This window comes from Methanosaeta sp. UBA458 (genome assembly GCF_002496085.1).
GTDB lineage: Archaea > Halobacteriota > Methanosarcinia > Methanotrichales > Methanotrichaceae > Methanothrix > Methanothrix soehngenii.
This window is the reverse complement of the sequence record NZ_DAIK01000094.1, coordinates 6,717-24,179: the sequence shown is the minus strand read 5'-3', so window position 1 is coordinate 24,179 and position 17,463 is coordinate 6,717. Positions and strand designations below refer to the sequence as shown.

Annotated in this window: 16 protein-coding genes and 1 pseudogene; 8 read left to right on the top strand and 9 right to left on the bottom strand. The window is 53.9% G+C overall.

Annotated elements, in window-relative coordinates:
- Positions 1-125: 125 nt before the first annotated feature.
- Positions 126-359 (top strand): annotated as a pseudogene (locus tag BP822_RS06465) (zinc ribbon domain-containing protein); the annotation flags it as partial.
- 50 nt (positions 360-409) lie between these two features.
- Positions 410-1,132 (top strand): tetratricopeptide repeat protein, encoded by a 723-nt coding sequence (locus BP822_RS06460; protein WP_013719091.1) that lies wholly within the window; start codon positions 410-412, stop codon positions 1,130-1,132.
- Positions 1,133-1,163: 31 nt separating this feature from the next.
- Here the strand turns inward: BP822_RS06460 and BP822_RS06455 are convergent, their stop codons facing one another.
- From BP822_RS06455 to BP822_RS06445, 3 genes are read right to left on the bottom strand one after another with little or no spacing between them, the layout of a single operon-like run.
- Positions 1,164-1,676, bottom strand: coding sequence for an NTPase (locus BP822_RS06455; RefSeq protein WP_273466280.1), 513 nt, complete (start codon positions 1,674-1,676; stop codon positions 1,164-1,166).
- Positions 1,666-2,106, bottom strand: a complete 441-nt coding sequence (locus tag BP822_RS06450) for a toprim domain-containing protein (RefSeq protein WP_273466282.1) — start codon at positions 2,104-2,106, stop codon at positions 1,666-1,668. The genes BP822_RS06455 and BP822_RS06450 overlap by 11 nt, the downstream gene beginning before the upstream one ends.
- Before the next feature lies 1 nt (position 2,107).
- Complete coding sequence (locus BP822_RS06445; protein ID WP_273466284.1) at positions 2,108-2,437, bottom strand: DUF167 domain-containing protein; 330 nt, start codon at positions 2,435-2,437, stop codon at positions 2,108-2,110.
- A gap of 130 nt (positions 2,438-2,567) precedes the next feature.
- Between BP822_RS06445 and BP822_RS06440 the strand changes: the two genes are divergently transcribed.
- From BP822_RS06440 to npdG, 4 genes are all read left to right on the top strand, one after another.
- Complete coding sequence (locus BP822_RS06440; RefSeq protein ID WP_286878002.1) at positions 2,568-3,920, top strand: phosphoribosylaminoimidazolecarboxamide formyltransferase; 1,353 nt, start codon at positions 2,568-2,570, stop codon at positions 3,918-3,920.
- Positions 3,921-3,963: 43 nt separating this feature from the next.
- A complete protein-coding gene (locus BP822_RS06435; RefSeq protein WP_013719096.1) occupies positions 3,964-5,385 on the top strand; it encodes a right-handed parallel beta-helix repeat-containing protein in 1,422 nt (473 codons plus the stop codon).
- Positions 5,386-6,447 (top strand): tRNA (guanine(10)-N(2))-dimethyltransferase, encoded by a 1,062-nt coding sequence (locus tag BP822_RS06430; RefSeq protein ID WP_013719097.1) that lies wholly within the window; start codon positions 5,386-5,388, stop codon positions 6,445-6,447.
- 317 nt (positions 6,448-6,764) lie between these two features.
- A complete protein-coding gene (gene npdG / locus BP822_RS06425; protein ID WP_013719098.1) occupies positions 6,765-7,436 on the top strand; it encodes an NADPH-dependent F420 reductase in 672 nt (223 codons plus the stop codon).
- A 4-nt stretch (positions 7,437-7,440) separates the two neighbouring features.
- Here npdG and BP822_RS06420 read toward each other — a convergent pair whose 3' ends face one another.
- The 6 genes from BP822_RS06420 to BP822_RS06395 all read right to left on the bottom strand — a co-directional run bounded on the left by BP822_RS06420 (position 7,441) and on the right by BP822_RS06395 (position 15,188).
- The gene (locus BP822_RS06420) at positions 7,441-8,730 is read right to left on the bottom strand and encodes a TraB/GumN family protein (protein WP_013719099.1); all 1,290 of its coding nucleotides are present in this window, start codon (positions 8,728-8,730) and stop codon (positions 7,441-7,443) included.
- 13 nt (positions 8,731-8,743) lie between these two features.
- Positions 8,744-9,841, bottom strand: coding sequence for a site-2 protease family protein (locus BP822_RS06415; protein ID WP_048131983.1), 1,098 nt, complete (start codon positions 9,839-9,841; stop codon positions 8,744-8,746).
- A gap of 146 nt (positions 9,842-9,987) precedes the next feature.
- On the bottom strand, positions 9,988-10,593 hold the full coding sequence (locus BP822_RS06410; RefSeq protein WP_013719101.1) for an aldolase: 606 nt from the start codon (positions 10,591-10,593) through the stop codon (positions 9,988-9,990).
- A 4-nt stretch (positions 10,594-10,597) separates the two neighbouring features.
- The gene (locus BP822_RS06405) at positions 10,598-12,478 is read right to left on the bottom strand and encodes a S8 family peptidase (protein ID WP_286878001.1); all 1,881 of its coding nucleotides are present in this window, start codon (positions 12,476-12,478) and stop codon (positions 10,598-10,600) included.
- Positions 12,468-13,616 carry a sulfurtransferase gene (locus tag BP822_RS06400; protein WP_013719103.1) on the bottom strand — a complete coding sequence of 383 codons (1,149 nt, stop codon included), beginning with the start codon at positions 13,614-13,616 and terminating at the stop codon, positions 12,468-12,470. The genes BP822_RS06405 and BP822_RS06400 overlap by 11 nt, the downstream gene beginning before the upstream one ends.
- Positions 13,617-13,670: 54 nt before the next feature.
- Positions 13,671-15,188 carry a right-handed parallel beta-helix repeat-containing protein gene (locus tag BP822_RS06395; protein WP_273277991.1) on the bottom strand — a complete coding sequence of 506 codons (1,518 nt, stop codon included), beginning with the start codon at positions 15,186-15,188 and terminating at the stop codon, positions 13,671-13,673.
- A gap of 186 nt (positions 15,189-15,374) precedes the next feature.
- Between BP822_RS06395 and BP822_RS06390 the strand changes: the two genes are divergently transcribed.
- Complete coding sequence (locus BP822_RS06390) at positions 15,375-15,962, top strand: DUF7594 domain-containing protein (protein ID WP_013719105.1); 588 nt, start codon at positions 15,375-15,377, stop codon at positions 15,960-15,962.
- 185 nt (positions 15,963-16,147) lie between these two features.
- Complete coding sequence (locus BP822_RS06385; protein ID WP_273277992.1) at positions 16,148-17,302, top strand: cytochrome c biogenesis protein; 1,155 nt, start codon at positions 16,148-16,150, stop codon at positions 17,300-17,302.
- Positions 17,303-17,463: the final 161 nt, after the last annotated feature.

Sequence of the window (17,463 nt, the reverse complement as noted above, 5' to 3'; positions counted from 1 at the left end):
CCTGCGCCCCAGCACTGTAGAATCTTCAAATGGAGAAAGTATGATTGTAAGCTACAAATATCCCATCTTCCCGAACAAGATAACTCAATGGAAGTTAGCGGAGAATTTGGATGCTTATAGGTGGCTCTCAAAAGTGTTCAGCTTGTGGAAGCATCGTAACGAAAGATCTGTCGGTACGAGTACATGAGTACCCTTATTGCGGATTCTCGTGTGATCGAGACTACAATGCTTCCAGGAACATAATCATCACAGGGATGGAACAGCCCCCAGCGCCCATAAAGCCAAAACCGCTACATCACATATCAGTGATGCAAGCTTTGGCGATGAAGTGGGAAGCCGCGCCCTTCAGGACGCGGTAGTTCACGGAGAAATAGGGATATGGATATAGCGCAATGGATTTGGCGGTGCTATGACAGAGGATGATGGATCAAGCGGAGAGAGCCTCTATCTGCGGGGAGATTACGAGGAAGCGGTCGCTGCCTGGGAGCGATCAGAGAAGGGAACGGAAGGATTTGAGCATCATTACTGGAAAGGTGTAGCTCTGCGCAAGCTTGGCCGTAATGAAGAGGCAGTGTGTGCCCTGGAGAAGGCCCTCTCCCTGAATCCTGAGAGCGCGGATGCCTGGAGAAACCATGCAGTGGCACTAAACCAGCTTGATCGTGGCGCTGATGCCCTTAAATCATGCCAGAAGGCTCTGGCCATCGATCCTGATAATCCACGGACCTGGATTGTCAGAGGCTTTGCCCTTCACATCCTCGGCCGGTTCGAGGAGGCGGTGGAGAGCTATGCCCGGGCCATCGAGCTGAACCCCCTTGGACCGGACGGGAGGAGGGCCTGGAACAATCGAGGAGCTGCCTTAGACAACCTGCACCGGCATGAGGAGGCCATAGAGAGTTATGAGGAGGCGATAATGATCGATCCTTTCGACATCTATCCCTGGAATAACAAAGGAGTCTCCTTATCAGCCCTTGGCCGACAGGAGGCGGCGGTGGTATGCTTCCGGAAAGCGATCGAGATCGATCCTGAGTATGCAGTTGCCTGGAAGAATTTGGCAGTAGCCTACCGATCATTGCATCGCGATCAAGAGGCAGAAGAGGCTGCTCGCATCGCCCGCGATCTGGGGTTGAGCTGATCCAGACGGCGGGATTTTGATCTTGGCAGCATCACCCCGATTTCAGGGCCTTGGCAATCTCATCGGCCAGAGAATCCCTGTTTTCCCTGGTTACTGTCAATACCCGGAAGGATCCCCGGATCTTCTTTGCCAGGCGGTGGTTGGACCACTGGTGCAGCACCACCAGCATGGGCTTGGGTGAGGCAATGGCCTTCTCCACCGCAAGGACGAACCTGTGACTGGAAAGCTCCATGGGACCCACCTCATCCACCACTATCAAATCGCAGCCAAGAGCGTTTTCCACCGCCTGCGCTCCTATCAGGTCCAGGTCATCCAGATGGACCCGGTACTTTCCCAGCTGCGGACCGTCCCCGGACTCGTCGGCCAGTATCCCCACCATTCCGGTGGATAGGTCCAAAAGCTCAAAGCCAGTTCGCCGATCCTTGTAGCGCCTGTCTCTGGCCAGCACCCCGCCAACTCTCAATTTCGTCCCGGAGGTCACCTTTGCCACCAGAGTTGATTTGCCGACGCCTGGGCTGCCAGTGACTGCAATTCTAAGGGCCATACAGATACCTCATCCTTTCCATGTAACGATGCAGGCTTTCCACGTCCTTAATCTCCTTTCGGACCAGCTTCTTGATGCGAGAGCGGATCTCCCCATCGGGACGGGAACCCACCGACCACAGATGCTGCTCGATGGTCCTGGCCATCTCATCCCCTTTGCGATCCCAATCGGTGAGTAGGATGATCTCCCGGTAGCTCCGGGCAGCATCCTCGGCCAGGTCGAGGGCCGATCGGCGCGAGGCCATGATCACCGGCCCGGTCAGGCCCAGGGCGCGCAGGGCCAGTTCATCCCGCCTGCCCTCAACGATAGTCGCCGCCCCCTGGCCCGATGCCTCGACCAGGGCAGCTAGCAGCTCTTCTAAGGCTTCCAGATCATAGGTCCCCTTATCCTTGCACTCCTCTCGCCCTCTGTCCCTGACCGATCCCTTCATTTCATCTTCCTCTCTGTTGATTCAGCAGAGGCTTGAGGATTAAGACCGCTCTATCCTTCTCTATTCCCTTAACCAGCAGAAGCTTTCGCCCGCTCTTCTCTCCTTTAATCACCTCGATTCCGGATTCGGCCACGCCCAATGTCCTCGCCAGCTCCTCGACCAGCTGGCGGTTTGCCCTGCCTCGAGATGGCTTTTCAGTCAGCCGGGCTTCTAAAGACCTCCTCCAGGGATTGAAGCCCGAAGGAACGGCCAGCCGGGATGAGCCAGGCACCACTTCAAAGCGGATGATACATCCCAGAGGATGAGAATCGAGTGCCTCAGCATAGTCCATGCTCTTTATAATGCTCTGGGAGTTTAAATATTGTCGATCACAATCTGCTGATGGGAGGACATTGCAGGGGTGTTCCTGTGTTAATGGGAAAAGGTTAAAATACCGTTAGCGATGAAGGGGGAGAGGTTCGATGAAGATCAAACAGGTCGTCGTACTGGCAGGCAAGGACCACATTGATTGCTCCATTTCCTCGGGCTTAGAGCAGCTTGGCCTGCAGATGTGCGAATGCTTTTCTCCCCAAGATCATAAAGAGGATTGTCTCCTGGTATGCGATCAGGACTATGCGGATACCTCGAATGGCTCTGCCCTCATCAGGCAGGCGATGGAAAGAGGCTGTGCGGTGCTATTGCATAACTCGAATTGCCCCTCCGTCTTGGAGGAGATCAGGAGTACGGGCGACCTCTCCCAGAAGACGAGAGACATGCTGGAGGCTCAGGTGCTGTACCGGTGCCTGCAGAAGGATATCCAGAGGCTGGCCAGCCTTCAGCCTGAAGCAGACGGCCTGCCAAATTACGTAGCGTCTGCCTATGAGAAGGTGCAGGACCTGCGCTATGGAGAGAACTGGCATCAAAGGGCTGCTCTTTACACAAATGACCAGGGTCTGGGGCTGCCCGCCGCCCGGAAGCTGAATGGTCGGGAGATGTCCTACAATAATATGGTCGATGCGGAAACGGTTTTGGAGATGCTCATCGACCTCTCGGAGTACGATGGAGAAGCCTGCAATAGGCCCCTCTCAGTCATTGTAAAGCATGCCAATCCCTGCGGCGTGGCCTATGGCGCAAGCCTTGATGAGGCCTTCCGACTCTCCTTTGCCACTGATCCCAAGTCTGCATTCGGAGGGGTGATAGGTTTCAACAGGATGGTGGACGTGAAGACGGCCCAGTGCATAGGGGACAGCTTCGTTGAGGTTCTTCTCGCTCCGGGTTACGAGGCAGAGGCCTTGCGGCTCCTCACGGAGAAGAAGCCCAACCGCAGGATCCTGGACATAGGAGACCTGCTGCAAAGAAAGGGCGAACTGTATCGGGGATACTACAAAAAGACCATATTCGGGGGTATGATGCTGCAGGATTTTGATACCGGCGACATCAAGGAGTGGAGGGTGGTGACCAGAAGAGCCCCCACAGACTCTGAGGCCCGGGCCCTCCGTTTTGCCTGGAAGATAGCCAAGTATGTCAAGTCCAATGCCCTGGTCTACACCACTGAGAATCAGACCATCGGCATAGGATCCGGCCAGGTTAGCCGGGTGGACTCCGCCCGCTTTGGGGCAGAGAAGGCGGAGGAGCACGGCCTGTCCACGAACGGAACTGTTGCTGCCACAGATTCCTTCTTCCCCTTCCGGGACGGCCTGGATCAGGCCTTCCTGGCAGGAGCGACCGCAGTGATTCATCCCGGCGGATCCATTCGGGACTCTGAGGTGATTGATGCCGCCAATGAGCATGATATGGCCATGGTCTTCACGGGCATGCGCCATTTCAGACATTAAAATCTGCAAAGGGGGGAAGGCGTGGACGGGCCTTCTTGCTCTGTTGCTGTTCCATTCTCTCCTGTTCAGCCCAGCCTCTGCCGATCGTATTCAAGCTGGCCAGGACATCCAGTCGGCGATAAACTCCGCTCAGGCGGGGGATATCATTGCAGTCGGCCCGGGGACATATATTTCCATCACCATTGACAGGCCATTGACCTTGATCGGCGAGGGCAGACCAGTGTTGAATGCTACCCAGCAGAATCCGGCGGTAGTGGTGAAGAGCGATGGGGTGACAATCGATGGCTTCGAGATCTACGGAGTGGGAAAGGACACCACCGCCAAGTTCGAATACTATATGGAAAACCGCGAGGCTGCCAGGGGCCAGCGCCTGGATATGCCCAACTCGGCAGTAGTAGTTGAGGGCAGCGACCTCGCCATTAAAAACAGCAGCATTTACGGAGCCCAGGCCGGGATTTATGCCCTGGATGCAGAGGGGATTACCCTCCAGGATTCCACATTGGATGGCTGCGATACGGGCCTATTCCTTCATGGTGGAAGGGGCCTTAATGTCTCAGGATGCAGCATAGTGAACTGCAAAAAATATGGGCTGGATATAGAGCAGTCAAGAGAAATAGTGGTAAAGAACAACAGCATCATAAGAAACTCAAATATTGGCATCCTCTTAAGAGAGGGGAAATGGGCAGAGATGGATGATAATCTGATATCGGAGTGCACCTTCGGCCTTTCCCTGTGGAATGCCTCATTCAATCAGGTGAGGAGAAACCAGCTCGACCATAACTATTACGGCATTCTGGTGACGAACTGGTCCAGCTACAATAACATCACCGACAACCTCCTAATCGACAATAGCAGAGGTGAGATCATCGATGGATTTGGCATCGGCTTGTCTTTGCAGGAGAACAGCTGCCATAACATGGTCATAGGAAATGTTGCCCGGGGCAACTACAATGGCCTGGAGATCTCCAAAGGCTGCCAGTTCAATGCCGTCTATGCCAATAATGCCGCTGAGAACAAGCACGGCATAAGGATGAATGAGAACCGGAATAACCTCATATTTGGAAATAATTTTCAGTTTAATAACATCAATGCCTATGAGAACCAGAGCTGCAATATCTGGAATACCACTCTGGGCAACTATTATAGCGATTATAAGGGTGAAGATGAGAACAAGGACGGCATAGGAGATGTGCCCTACTCCCTTCCCGGACCGGAATCCAGCTCATCCGACCGCATGCCTTCGATCCGTCCCTTCGATGAAGGAAGGCTGGAGCGGGCGGATATAGGGGAACTGGTAGAAAAATATGCCATCGTTGAGCCTAAGGAGGAGGCAGTGACTGCGGCCCGGCTGGTAGAAGGGGTTATGGTCATATCCCATCCCCAGCCCAGCTCTCCGCCCCAGTGGAAGGACTCTGAACCTCTGGATGGGAGCAGTTCTCCCTTCCAGGAAGTGAATGATTTTTAGATGACTCTCCATACGGAAGGCTCAATCACATTCGAAGCCACGGGGGCCTTTTTCAATCCCCGGATGCAACTCAATCGGGATATAGGGGTAGCCATGACCAAAGCCCTGGGCATCAGCGAGTATCTTGATGCCCTCTCCGCCAGCGGTATTCGGGGGATGAGAGTGGCAGCAGAGGCAGGGACGGAGAAGGTGACTCTCAATGATTTCGATCCCCGGGCGGTTCAGGTGATGCGAAGGAATGTGGCCCGAAATCAGCTGGACTGCGTTGTCAGCGAAAAAAACGCCAATGTCCTGATGCACCAGGAGCACTTTCAGGCGGTAGACCTGGATCCATTCGGCTCTCCCTCCCCCTATATCTCTGCTGCCAGCAGATCTGCCCGCTCATACCTCTTCATCACCGCTACAGATACCGCACCTCTCTGCGGCGCTCATCTGAAAAGCGGCATCCGAAAATATATGGCTGTTCCCCTGTGCACCGACTATCACCGGGAGATGGGGGCCCGAATCCTTCTTGGACTGGCGGCGCGCGAGCTGGCCCGGCTGGACAAGGGTACAGAGCCGTTGCTCACCCACGTCACCGATCACTATGTGCGCACCTACCTTCGAGTGGTCAAAGGGGCCGAAGCAGCAGACAGATCATTGCAGTCCCTGGGATATTTGGAGCACTGCAATAGCTGCGGAAGCTTTGAGACTCTCAGGTTGTTGCATCCTGTGGGTATATGCCGCCACTGTCGTTCCAGAACCGCCCTGGCCGGGCCCCTATGGCTGGGCAAAATACAGGATCCAGATGTCATTACCAGCGCCCTGGTAGCGGGGGATCTTGGCCCCAGAGCCAAAAAGATACTCAGCACCTGCGCGAAGGAGGTGGATGTGCCCATGTACTATGACCATCATTGCATCTGTGAGAAGCTCAGAATCACTCCCGGCAAGATTGAGGATGTCATATCGAGGTTGAAGTCCCTGGGTCATCAGGCCTCACGTACTCATTTCACCGGCCTTGGCATAAAGACCAATGCCACCCTTCCCGAGCTGGAGGAGGTTTTGAGAGAGAACAATATTTGAGAATTTATAAAAATTGATATTCTTTTTTTCCACCTAAAACTTAATAAAGGAGAAGAGATGTAATAGTGATAGCTGCATTATGATAGGATAATGCAGGAATTCGCGGCACGAGGTGACGTTTATTACCCCCTTCATTGCTACTCCCTTTCGCATCTCGTGCCATCCCTTATTACGTATTATAACATGAGTAAAATAATCCGGAGTTGCTCAGTTTTATCCTTATATGATCCGTTCTCGACCTGATCCTATCTTATCCATTCTCATCCCCCAATGGCTTGACCCAAAAATGTAATAATGGGCGGGATAACGTGTCACTCATGAAGATTGCTCTTGTCGGTGGGACAGGTGACATAGGTACGGGATTTGCCCTGCGCTTGATGTGCTCTCATGAGATCATCATCGGTTCGCGTAAAGAGGATAAGGCCCGTGAGAGCGCCAGTGCAATTATGCAGCTTGAGGGCGCGAATGGGAACATATGGGGAACTGATAACGCCAGCGCAGTAGCGGTGGCGGACGCGGTCATTCTCTGTGTCCCGCCTGAACATCTGAAATCTGTAACCTATGATCTATCCACATCCTTCAACCACCAGCTTGTGATCTCTCCCGTAGTCCCCATGAGCTACGATGGCAAGTTCTTCCGCTTCAATCCTCCGCCAGAGGGCAGCTCCGCCCTGCAGGCCAAGTCGCTCCTCCCTCCCCAGATAAGAGTTGTCGCCGCTTTTCACACCGTGCCTGCCGCCGCTCTCCAGGCGAAGGATAGAATTTTGAAAGGCGATGTCCTGATATGCGGTGACGATGCAGAGGCAGTGGATATGGTCAGGAGCTTGACCATGGATATAAAGAACCTCCGGCCTCTATTTGTCGGCCCTCTGGCTGCCTCGTCCCAGGTGGAGAGCTTGACCCCCATGCTCCTTAATGTCGCCCGGAAGAATAAGATCAAAGAGGCTGGGGTGAGTATAATATCGGAGAGACCGCCTGCTCCCAATTGATATTTTAGATCATTCCGCTCAGAGCTTCTATCACCATGCCTGGCAGCTCGGTCGGATTGATCAAATTCATCACCTTCCAGATGACATAGACCCCGATGAAGGTGCCTGCCATGGCGCCGAGATTGGACAGCGATGCCACCAGCAATACCTTGAAGAGGCGGTTATTCATCATCTGGCGGAAGCCTTCCGCCTGGGGAAGCTCTTTTAAGTCAGAGACGGTGGGCTTGATCTTCCAGGCCTCTACCATGCCCGCAAACCAGCCAGCGGCCACAAATGGATTGAGTGTGGTCATCCAGGCGATGCCGAATGCCGTTAAAACGGAGAGCGGATGGCCTCGGGCCAAGATCACCCCCAGGGCGGATAGAGTGCCTGTTATCACAAACCATATGGCAAAGGCTAAGACCAGGCTTCTGCTGGATTGAGCGGTGATCACTAACAGGGCAATCATCACCAGTATGGTCAATGTCACCACCGCGCCGAATACCTGGGAAAAGGTGATCTTCTTTTTGGCCTTCACATTCAGGCTCTCTATGGCGGGAATGGCCTCGGGGTTGCTAAGATGCCTCTCTATTCCCTCCTTATGGCCAGCCCCCACCACTGCCAGCACCCTGCCTTGCCTGGAGAGGCTGAGCAGATTTCGGGCCAGGTATGCATCCCTCTCGTCGACCAGAACGCTGGCCGCCCCGGGAGAGATCTTGCGAAACTCGCCTATCATCTGGGATACGACATCATCCTGAGTGATGTTATCGATATCGATCTCCTCTTCCTCCCCCCACAAGGCCCCCTGGATCAGGGATCCGATCAGCCTAATCTTGTCGAAGAATCCCATAGCCGACCAGAAGCGTTGAATGGTAATTCCCACATCCCTGTCCACCAGAGCCACCCTGGCTCCAGTGCTCTGCGCTGCCCTAATCGCCGCCAGCATCTCCGAGCCGGGCTTGACCCCCATCTCCTGACCGATCTTCTGCTGCATATAGGCAAGGAGCAACTGCACCAGGAACACGTAGAGCTTTCCGCCACTCAACAGCTTGCCGATCTCGATCTCAGACTTCTCCTCCTGTCCGGTCAGGGCTTTGTAGCGAGAGAGACACAGCTCCACTGCCACTATGTCCGGCCTTGTCTCCTCGATCCTTCTGACCACTTCCAGAGCGCTTTTCTCTGAGACATGCGCCGTTCCCACTATGGTTATCTCGTGGGAGAGGCCCTCAGTCAGGTCGGCGCCAGCATCAGGCTCTATTATCCTGCATGTCGGCTCCGGGCAGTCTTCCTTTGCTTCCGTCTTATCAAAATCCAAATCGATTACCTCTTCAGTCCTGCCCCGAGCATAGCTCGATGGCCCTGACCAGGTCTTCTCTGGAGACGATGCCCACCAGGCGGCCATCAGACATTACAGGCAGCCGGCGGATATTCATCTTGTTCATCATCATCATCGCAGCAGATGCCTCCTCTGAAGGACCGATCACATATAACTTTCTTGTCATAACCTCAGCCACTCGGGTATCTGCGTGATCCACCTGGGGAACCCTCTGCAGGTCCGAAAGGGTCACCACACCGATCACTTCATCACCGGACATGACAGGATAGCCCCGGTGCTTCTCCTCGAACATATGCTCTTTCAAGTCCTGCAGGGTCATATCCGGGTCGACGGTGTGCACATCATCTGACATTATATCCATGACCCTCGTACCCTCCAGGCTCACGCTGATCTGGGTTGCCTTCTCCTCCTCTGAGGCTCCGACATAGACGAAGAAGGCCACAAAGAGGAGGATGAAGTTGAAGGAGAATAAGCCGAGGACGAACATGATGATCGCGAAGAGCTTTCCAATGCTGGCCGCCCGCTGGGTGGCTTTTATGTATGGCATCTGGGTAGCAAACCAGGCCCGCAGGAGACGGCCCCCATCCATGGGAAAAGCGGGCAGCAGATTGAAGAGCATGAGGATGATGTTCAAGAGGCCCAGCATCCAGAGCATTATGCCAAGAGGGCTGCCTTCATCCAGCAATGTGGCGAGGAGAATTCCCATCAGACCCAGGATGCCGCTCACTGCAGGCCCGGCGAAGGCCATTTGGAGCTCCAGGCGGGGATTTCTAGGTATCTCCTCCATGGCAGAGACCCCTCCAAAGAAGTAAAGGGTGATGCTCCTTATAGCGATTCCATTCTTGAGGGCGATATAGCTGTGCCCCAGCTCATGAAGGGCCACACAGGTGAAGAGGACCAATGAGAATATCAGAGAGTAGGCCCATCTCAGGCCGGCTGGCTCGATCTCGCCAAAGCCATAGCTCCTCCCCAGGACCTGCTGGCTGAATGAGGCAAAGGCCCAGGCTATGTAGAGGATGACCAGCAGAAAGGACCAGTGCAGCTGCACCGGTATTCCCATGATCTTCCCTAACTGCAATGAAGAGTTCATCATGTGCTAGTATCACCCAAACATTAATAGGTCTTTTGATAATTTATGGCGCAAATGGTGGGCACCACGCAGAAAGCAATTTTTATTAATTTATTAAGTGAGCGGGTAGGAGAGTGGGGGTTCAGTGTGGATTCTAAAAACTAGGATTACCCGCTCGATTTAAAAGTGTGTTGGTTAAGATATAAATTTTTCCCCTGGGGGTAGCAATTCACCAGATATCTCACCAGAGAGCTATGCTCCACCATGCAGGCTGCGGTATAGGCCTCCATCAGGGTCCCGCCTGCAGCAAATACGCCATGCCCGCGGGCGATGCAGGCCATATGGGACTTAAGGGCTAAAGATGCGGCCTTAGCGAGCATATCGGTCCCCAGCTTGCCCTCGATTATAGGCACCTCTCCCAGAAAGAGAACGCCCTCGCTATCAATTGGCTCCACCTTCTCCATTTCCACCATAGACAGGACAACCGCATATGGAGAATGGGTATGGATGATGGCCATCTTCCCAGTATTCAGGTAAATCGCCCGGTGAACGCAGGTCTCTATGCTGGCAATCTTATCCATCTCACAGGGATTCTCTAAGCTGACCTCCACCACCGTGGACGAATCCAGCTCGTCGAGCATCGATCCCGTAGCGGTGATGAATATCCTGCCATCCTGGCAGATGCTGATATTTCCGAATCGAGAGCTTGTGAGTCCTGAGGAGACGACCTTTCTGCCAAACCGCGCGATCTCCTGCCAGGCATCGCTCGTCATCTCATCACCTCTCCAGCAGACGGAAAGGGACGGCTATTGACTCCATCTCCCCAAATCCACCCACCAGATCGACGGATATCTTATAATCCCCGGCCGTCCAGAAGCTCGTCTCCCAGCGGGCGGAGTATATGCCGTTGCCATCCAGGTCGTCCATGGGAATCTCCAGATTTCTGTCCGGCCCGATGATCTTGGTGTTTAAGGACTTGATCTCTCCGGAGGCTTGGGCCTCTACCATCACCGGCTCGCCTTCTGTGGCCTCATCCCGGTTCAGCCTTACATCGACCAGATCCGGAGGATAAAGCTCCTCTTTCGGGGCGTTGATGCTCTTGAGGGCTCGGGTCAGGTTGAGAGCTCCATAGCCATAGAGGTTATCCTTTCCCTCCTGCCCCAGCTCATCTGCGGTCTTGAGCAGCAGCCTCTTGATATCTGCTGGTTGCAGTTCAGGATTCGCCTCCAGCAAAACAGCTGATGCTCCGGAGACTTGAGGAACAGCCATTGATGTACCGCTCACTGAGCTCAGGCCATTCTTGGAGCCGGCCAGGGCGGAAGGGACATCAACTCCCAGGGTGACCAGGTCCGGCTTGATCTCTCCGGTCAGGGTCGGGCCGCGTGATGATTGTTCGAATATCAATCCGGTGCGATCAATGGCCCCAATGGTTATCACCTTCTCTGCGCCACCGGGCATGACAATGGAGGAGGGCGAAGGCCCGGAGTTTCCAGCGGCGACACACATGGTCAGCCCCTCCTCGACCATCCGGTCGCAGGCCTCGTCTAGCAGAGATGCTCCATCAGAAGGCCCTTCTCCGCCCACGCTAAACGATATGATCTTTATCCCGTAGCGATCCCGATTATCCAGGCACCAGTCCAGAGCTTTAAGAGCATCGGATAGATAGCATGCTCCATCCCGGTCCATAACCTTGATCACCACAAGTTCCGCTCCCGGCGCTACCCCCATGCCCAGGTCGCCGGCGATCAGGCTGGCGCAGTGTGTGCCATGGCCGTTGTCGTCATAGGGTTCTGTCTGATTGTTCACGAAGTCCTGGAATGCGACGATCTTACGAGAAAGAGCCTCATGATCGGCATCTGCGCCGGTGTCGATCAGAGCCACAGTAACCCCCTCGCCTTTTGGGCCGGAGATCTCTCTGGGATCGTCTATGATCGAAGGCCCAGGATTCGGGCTGCTCATGCTGGCAGCAGAGAGCACGGTGAGCTTCTGATCGGTGTACACCCCTCGGACGCCGTCGGTCTTGGCGATCTTTTCCAGGTTGTCCGAGGAGACGGTCATTGCGCTCCCGGGCAGGACTTTGAACCTCTTCTCCAGAGAGGAGCCGACGCCGGTAAGGTTCCCTTTAAGGTCGTCCTCATGAAGCACAATGACCTTCAGGTCTTTGGCTTTCTGCTCCTCCAGGCTGTCTTCTATTCCATTGCCATTGAGATCCCTGGGATCGCGGATGGTGATCTTCTTGGACTCGTCCTTCGCCGCATTGCCGAACTTGTCTACGGCGATGATTGTCACATTGTAGGTTCCAGCAGGCATATTGGAGCCGCAATAGCCGGTGAAAGTGCCATCTCGGTCTAAATCTATCATGAGGTTCATCCGATTGCCTATATCAGCATAGACCATTCCCAGGCCGGAAGGATCATGGACCCGGGCATTTATCTCGCTCCTGGGATCGCCTGTCTTGAGAATGGAGGGGCTCACGCTCACCCCATAGATGACCGGAGCAGCGCCATCGTCGACGCTTGGTCTGAGGCGATTTTCGTACTCCTTCTGAAACCAGGCGGTTGCCTTATTGTTCTCCAGGGCATTTTGTATCGGAAAAGCGGATGCGTAGCTGACCAGGCTGAGCAGGAGAACAAAATGGAGGATATGGCTAGGATTCAATGGTCTCACTCTTAACTCCAGCTATCCTTTTCGATATTCTTATATTTGCTGGTGTCATTTCACCACTGGAATGATCCGCCTTCCAGTCCTGCCAGGCGTAGACCTTGGCGTCGTAGCCAAGAAGGGAGAGGGGCAACCAGATCATGGAGGCCTTGACCCCGGTATTGGTGTAGACCACCACCGGCCTTTCTCTTTGCAGATCTGAGAATATCTCTTCCAGCTCTGACTGATCCTTTATCTTCTTGCCATCCAGAACGCTTGTATAAGGAATATTGATCGCTCCTGGTATCGACCCTGCCTCAAAATCCCTACCCGTTCGGGCATCGATTATCTGGGGGATGCCGCTGCAAACGAAATCATATGTTGCCAGAAGATCGGCATCTATAGCGGGAGTATAATTCCTGGGCGCAAGGCGTGCAGGCTCAGACCAGGTGGGATTCGACGCTGCCACCCAGTCGTCTATCCCCCCGTCCAGGAGCCTGACATCCTCATGCCCCAAGAACTTCAGCATCCAGAAGACGTAGGTGGCTGCTGAGGGGCCGCCGCCGCAGGGCTGGCATTCACCATAAATGATGATCGAATCGTTCTCGGACACGCCTGCCTCCCCCAAAATCCGGGCCATCTCGCCGATCGGCTCGAGCCTTCCTGCAGGATCGATGAACCTGTCATAAGGAATGCTTATCGCTCCTGGAATGTACTCAGTCGATCTGGGGCTGATATCGATGATTATGTCGGAGCTATCTAGGATTTTGATCTCTTCTGGTGAAATCAAAATTGTGGAAAATCCCATCCCCCGGGCCATATCGGATCGATTGCCCTGATATTTCTGCAGACCGTCCTTGGGAGCAGAAAGGTTCAGATCCAATCCCCGCTCCCCATTCTCTCCCCACAGTGACGAGCAGTTGGATGAATCGGATTGTGCTCTGAGCAGGCCCGGATGGAATGGCATCTGAGACCATGCCCCCACCTCACCCAGGAACGAAGCCCACTGTTGATTGAGCGGATCCTGCTCTGCGCTCGAGCCAGCGGCTTTGCAGGATGCGCACTCCCCGGCCACAGGTGATGCATTCCATATGATCGCCATCATGAATAAGGCTGCCAGCAACAAGCTGCAGCCTGCGATTCTGATAACTCTCATGGCAAGCCTCTTGAATTTCTCAAACTTCTCATCTCCATACTATGCAAGTGCTCATCAGCTCCTGGGGGTGACGGAGAAACTTCCTAACGTCTCCTCCAGTTCGAATCCACGAACATCATTTACCCTCAAGACCAGGTCGTACTCGCCCGGATCGAGCAGGGCGGTGGAGAAGGATCCCTGATATGCATCCCCAGAGGCTACCAGGCGGCCGTAGCCCTTTGCCTCTTCTCCCGACTGATATGCTCTAACCGTCAGCTGGTTGAGATCATACAGAGCCTCCATACGCACGGTGACCTTTATATCGTCTCCCACTCTGGCCTGGGTGGGATTAAGAGCCTTATCGATGATGGAGATCTGCCGGACCTGATCGCCCATAATGGGATAACGATCTAAGGAGGAACTGTCTATCTCATAGGGCAGGTCGCCAAATCCATCCGCACCCAGAACATTCTGTTCCGGTCCCTGGTAATCATCGCTCCCATGGTAGTCGCTCCACAGGTTGCCCCCCAGCGGATAGCTGGCATTCCATGAGTTCTCTCCTCTATCCTCCGCCTGGATCACATTGTAACTGATCTTATTTCTGTAGATCAGGTTCTGGCTCGAATCCAGGAAGATGCCGGTCTGGCTGTCCGAGATTGTGTTATCGATGATGGTATTGCCGTTCGAATTGCTCTGGATCTGCAGGCCATAGCGCCCATTTGCCTCTATCAGATTGCCGGATATGCTGTTATATCCAGAGTCCAGGAGGGTCAGGCCGGCGACTACGTTCTCGATCATGCTGTTATTTCGGATCAGGTTATCAGTGCAGTCGAAGCGGAGGTCCAGGCCGGAGTTGGTGTTCCGGGAGAGGTCGTTGTATTCTATTATGTTATTGCTGCAATCTGTGAACATGTACAGGCCGTACATATTTCCTTGAAGGACGTTGCCCCGGATGGTGTTATTGCTGCAGGAGGGGAAGAGGTTTATGCCGTAGGCGCCATTGCCATAGGCCACATTATCAAGGATCAGATTGTCATTGGAGTTGGAGAGGTATATTCCATACCACCCCTCACCCCCCAGTCCGTTGAAGCTGGCGTTGTTTCCCTGGATGATATTGCCGTCGGAAAAAAGGAGGGCAATCCCTGGCTGGGTGCACCGGATGACGGTATTGTTGGCCACAGTGCAGCCCCGAACGTTGTTCAGCTTTATGCCATAAAACCCATTCCTGACGAGAAAGCCGGATATGCTGACATCGCTCGCTTCTATATTCACGCAGGCGTCCCTCTCTCCCGCCTGGATGACTGCCCCATTGCCTATCAGGTTCAGGCTCTTTCCTATGGATATCTTCTCGTAAGTCCCCGGAGCCACCAGGAGGGTATCGCCAGGCTGGGCGGCGTTGATTGCCGCTTGCAGATCGGAGCTGACGGTTATGGAAGCAGCGCTGGCAAGGGAGGCGATCAGCATAAAAGAATAAAGAAGGGATACCGCCCAAATGGTCGAGCGACCTATGCCGCGCGAAGGATGATATGCATTCGATAAAGCCGGAGCATGGCATTTCCCCGTGGCACTGGGATGGGTTAATGATGGTTTCATTTTGAGGCTCATAGAGATCCATCTATTGATGATCGATCTATTTTATAAAGATTCATGGCTCATATGGGTTTAGGATAGGGGGTAAAAAGTCTTAGGATCTTCTAATATAGGCTACATATGAAGGTAAGCTTTTTTATCAATTGAAAGGTATATGCAGTGTTGGTAAATTCAATGGAGGAATAGAGTTTGAGATACTGGCTTGCGATTATTGGCGCACTTCTCCTGCTGGCGGCCGCCTGCAGCGCAGGGAGCTTTGAAGCGAAAATCGATGTGGATACCTACGTCAATTCTATTGAAGAGGAAGAAAGCTATGGCGATAGCGATCTACTGTGGGTGTCTTCCCAGGACGATGACGATGATGATGCGTCTATAAATGAGACCTACCTCAGCTATGTGAATCTCTTCGGATCGCAGGGAATCTTCAATCCGGATCAGATCAAATCTGCTACTCTCACCCTTAACGTCGCCCGGGTGGATGACGAGGGCGAGATCAAGGCTTACTTCCTGGAGGGAGCGACATTAAACACCCTGACCTGGAAGGATAAGGCAGAATATGACCTTGATGTCTCATCCGATTCCGTTGAGATAGATGAGGCAGAGGATGTGATTGAGCTGGATGTAACACCCATAATCAAAAAGGCGGTCGAGGTCTGTGCAGAAGGGTGCCCCTACAGCATAGTCCTAGTCGGTGAGGATGATGTCTCTGTGGCATTCGTGTCCAGTGAGGCATCAGATGAGGATATGCCTGTCCTTGAGTACGTAACTGAAGAGTAAATGAATCTGGCAGATGGAGAGGGGATTTTCGCCCCCTTCCCGGCCAGACTCATCTGTTGAGGACCTATTTTTTATATCACTTCCATGCCATAAGGGGACTGATGCCACCGATCCCTTCCAGAGGGCCTTTCTTTATCATTCCTGCCGGGAGAATCATTGGAATTCTCTTATTTGTGGGCATTGCGATGGCCTCCCTCTTTGGCTGCATCCATGCGGCAGGCGGCGAGGGTGCGGACGGCGGAATCGGTTCCTCCACCAGCCAATTGGCCCTCGTAGAAGGATATGCATCGGGCGCGGACCCGGTAGAGGTCATAATCATCATCTCGCCGGGATGTCCCAAATGCGCCGCTGCTGAGAGGACCCTGGAGAAGGTGGGCCAGACGGTGCCACTTAATGTCAGCAGCTATTACTATTATACCGATGAGGGCCACCGAATAATCGATCAGCTTAACGCCCGGGATATTCCAGCCATAATCATCGGGACCGAGGTCATAGACTACAGGGACTATGGAGGAGACGCATCCATCCTCGAGAATAAGGCTCTTCGGGCCCTGCACAATCAGAGCCAGAGATCTGAGACTGCTCCCTCTATAGGCTTTCCAGGCAACACTAGCCCCATCCAGCGGCGGGAGGATGCTCTGCCCGGATACGATCTGCAGGACCTCTCCCTCTCCACTGCCCTGGCCGTCACTGCTGGTGGGTTTGTGGCCGGCTTCAATCCCTGCCTCTTCGGCATTCTGGTCTTTCTGGCGGCATCCATCCTCTCAACCTCCGGAAAGAGGCGGGAGCTGATCATGATGGTGGTATTCTTCTCCTTTGGCATCTTCTCCATGTACTTCCTCTTCGGCCTGGGAATGCAAAGGCTATTGCATTCTGAGGCTATAGCTGCCACATTCCGCTACGCTTTGACTGTGCTACTCCTGGCTGCGGGCTTATCTCAGGTCATCGATGCCATCCTTTTAAAGCAGGGAAAGGCATCGCTCTTCCGGACGGACTGGGCGCTGCAGTATTTCCAGGCGGGAGTGGAAAAGGGAAGGTTTAGCTCCTACTTCCTGGCGGGGGCGCTCTTCTCATTGGTTAAGATCCCCTGTGTGGGCGGGCTTTATCTGGCCATACTGGATCTCATCTCCGCCAAAAGCTACTTTGTCGGCGCCGCCTACCTGATGTTCTTCAACCTGGGGGTGATACTGCCAATCATTGTGGTGGGGGGATTCCTCGCCCTGGGAATGAGCCCGGATAGGGTGGACCGCTTCCGTAAGGATCACCGGGTGGGAATGAGGCTTTTTACCGGGCTGATGCTCCTGGTGCTGGCTCCTCTCATCTACTGGCAGATAATCTGAAACCTCCAAAACCGGCAAAAGGAGTGAACTACCGCGTCCTGAAGGGCGCGGCTTCCCACTTCATCGCCAAAACTTGCATCAATGATATGTGATGTAGCGGTTTTGGCTCTATGGGCGCTACGGGCTGTTCCATCCCTGAGATTAGTATGTTCCTGGAAGCA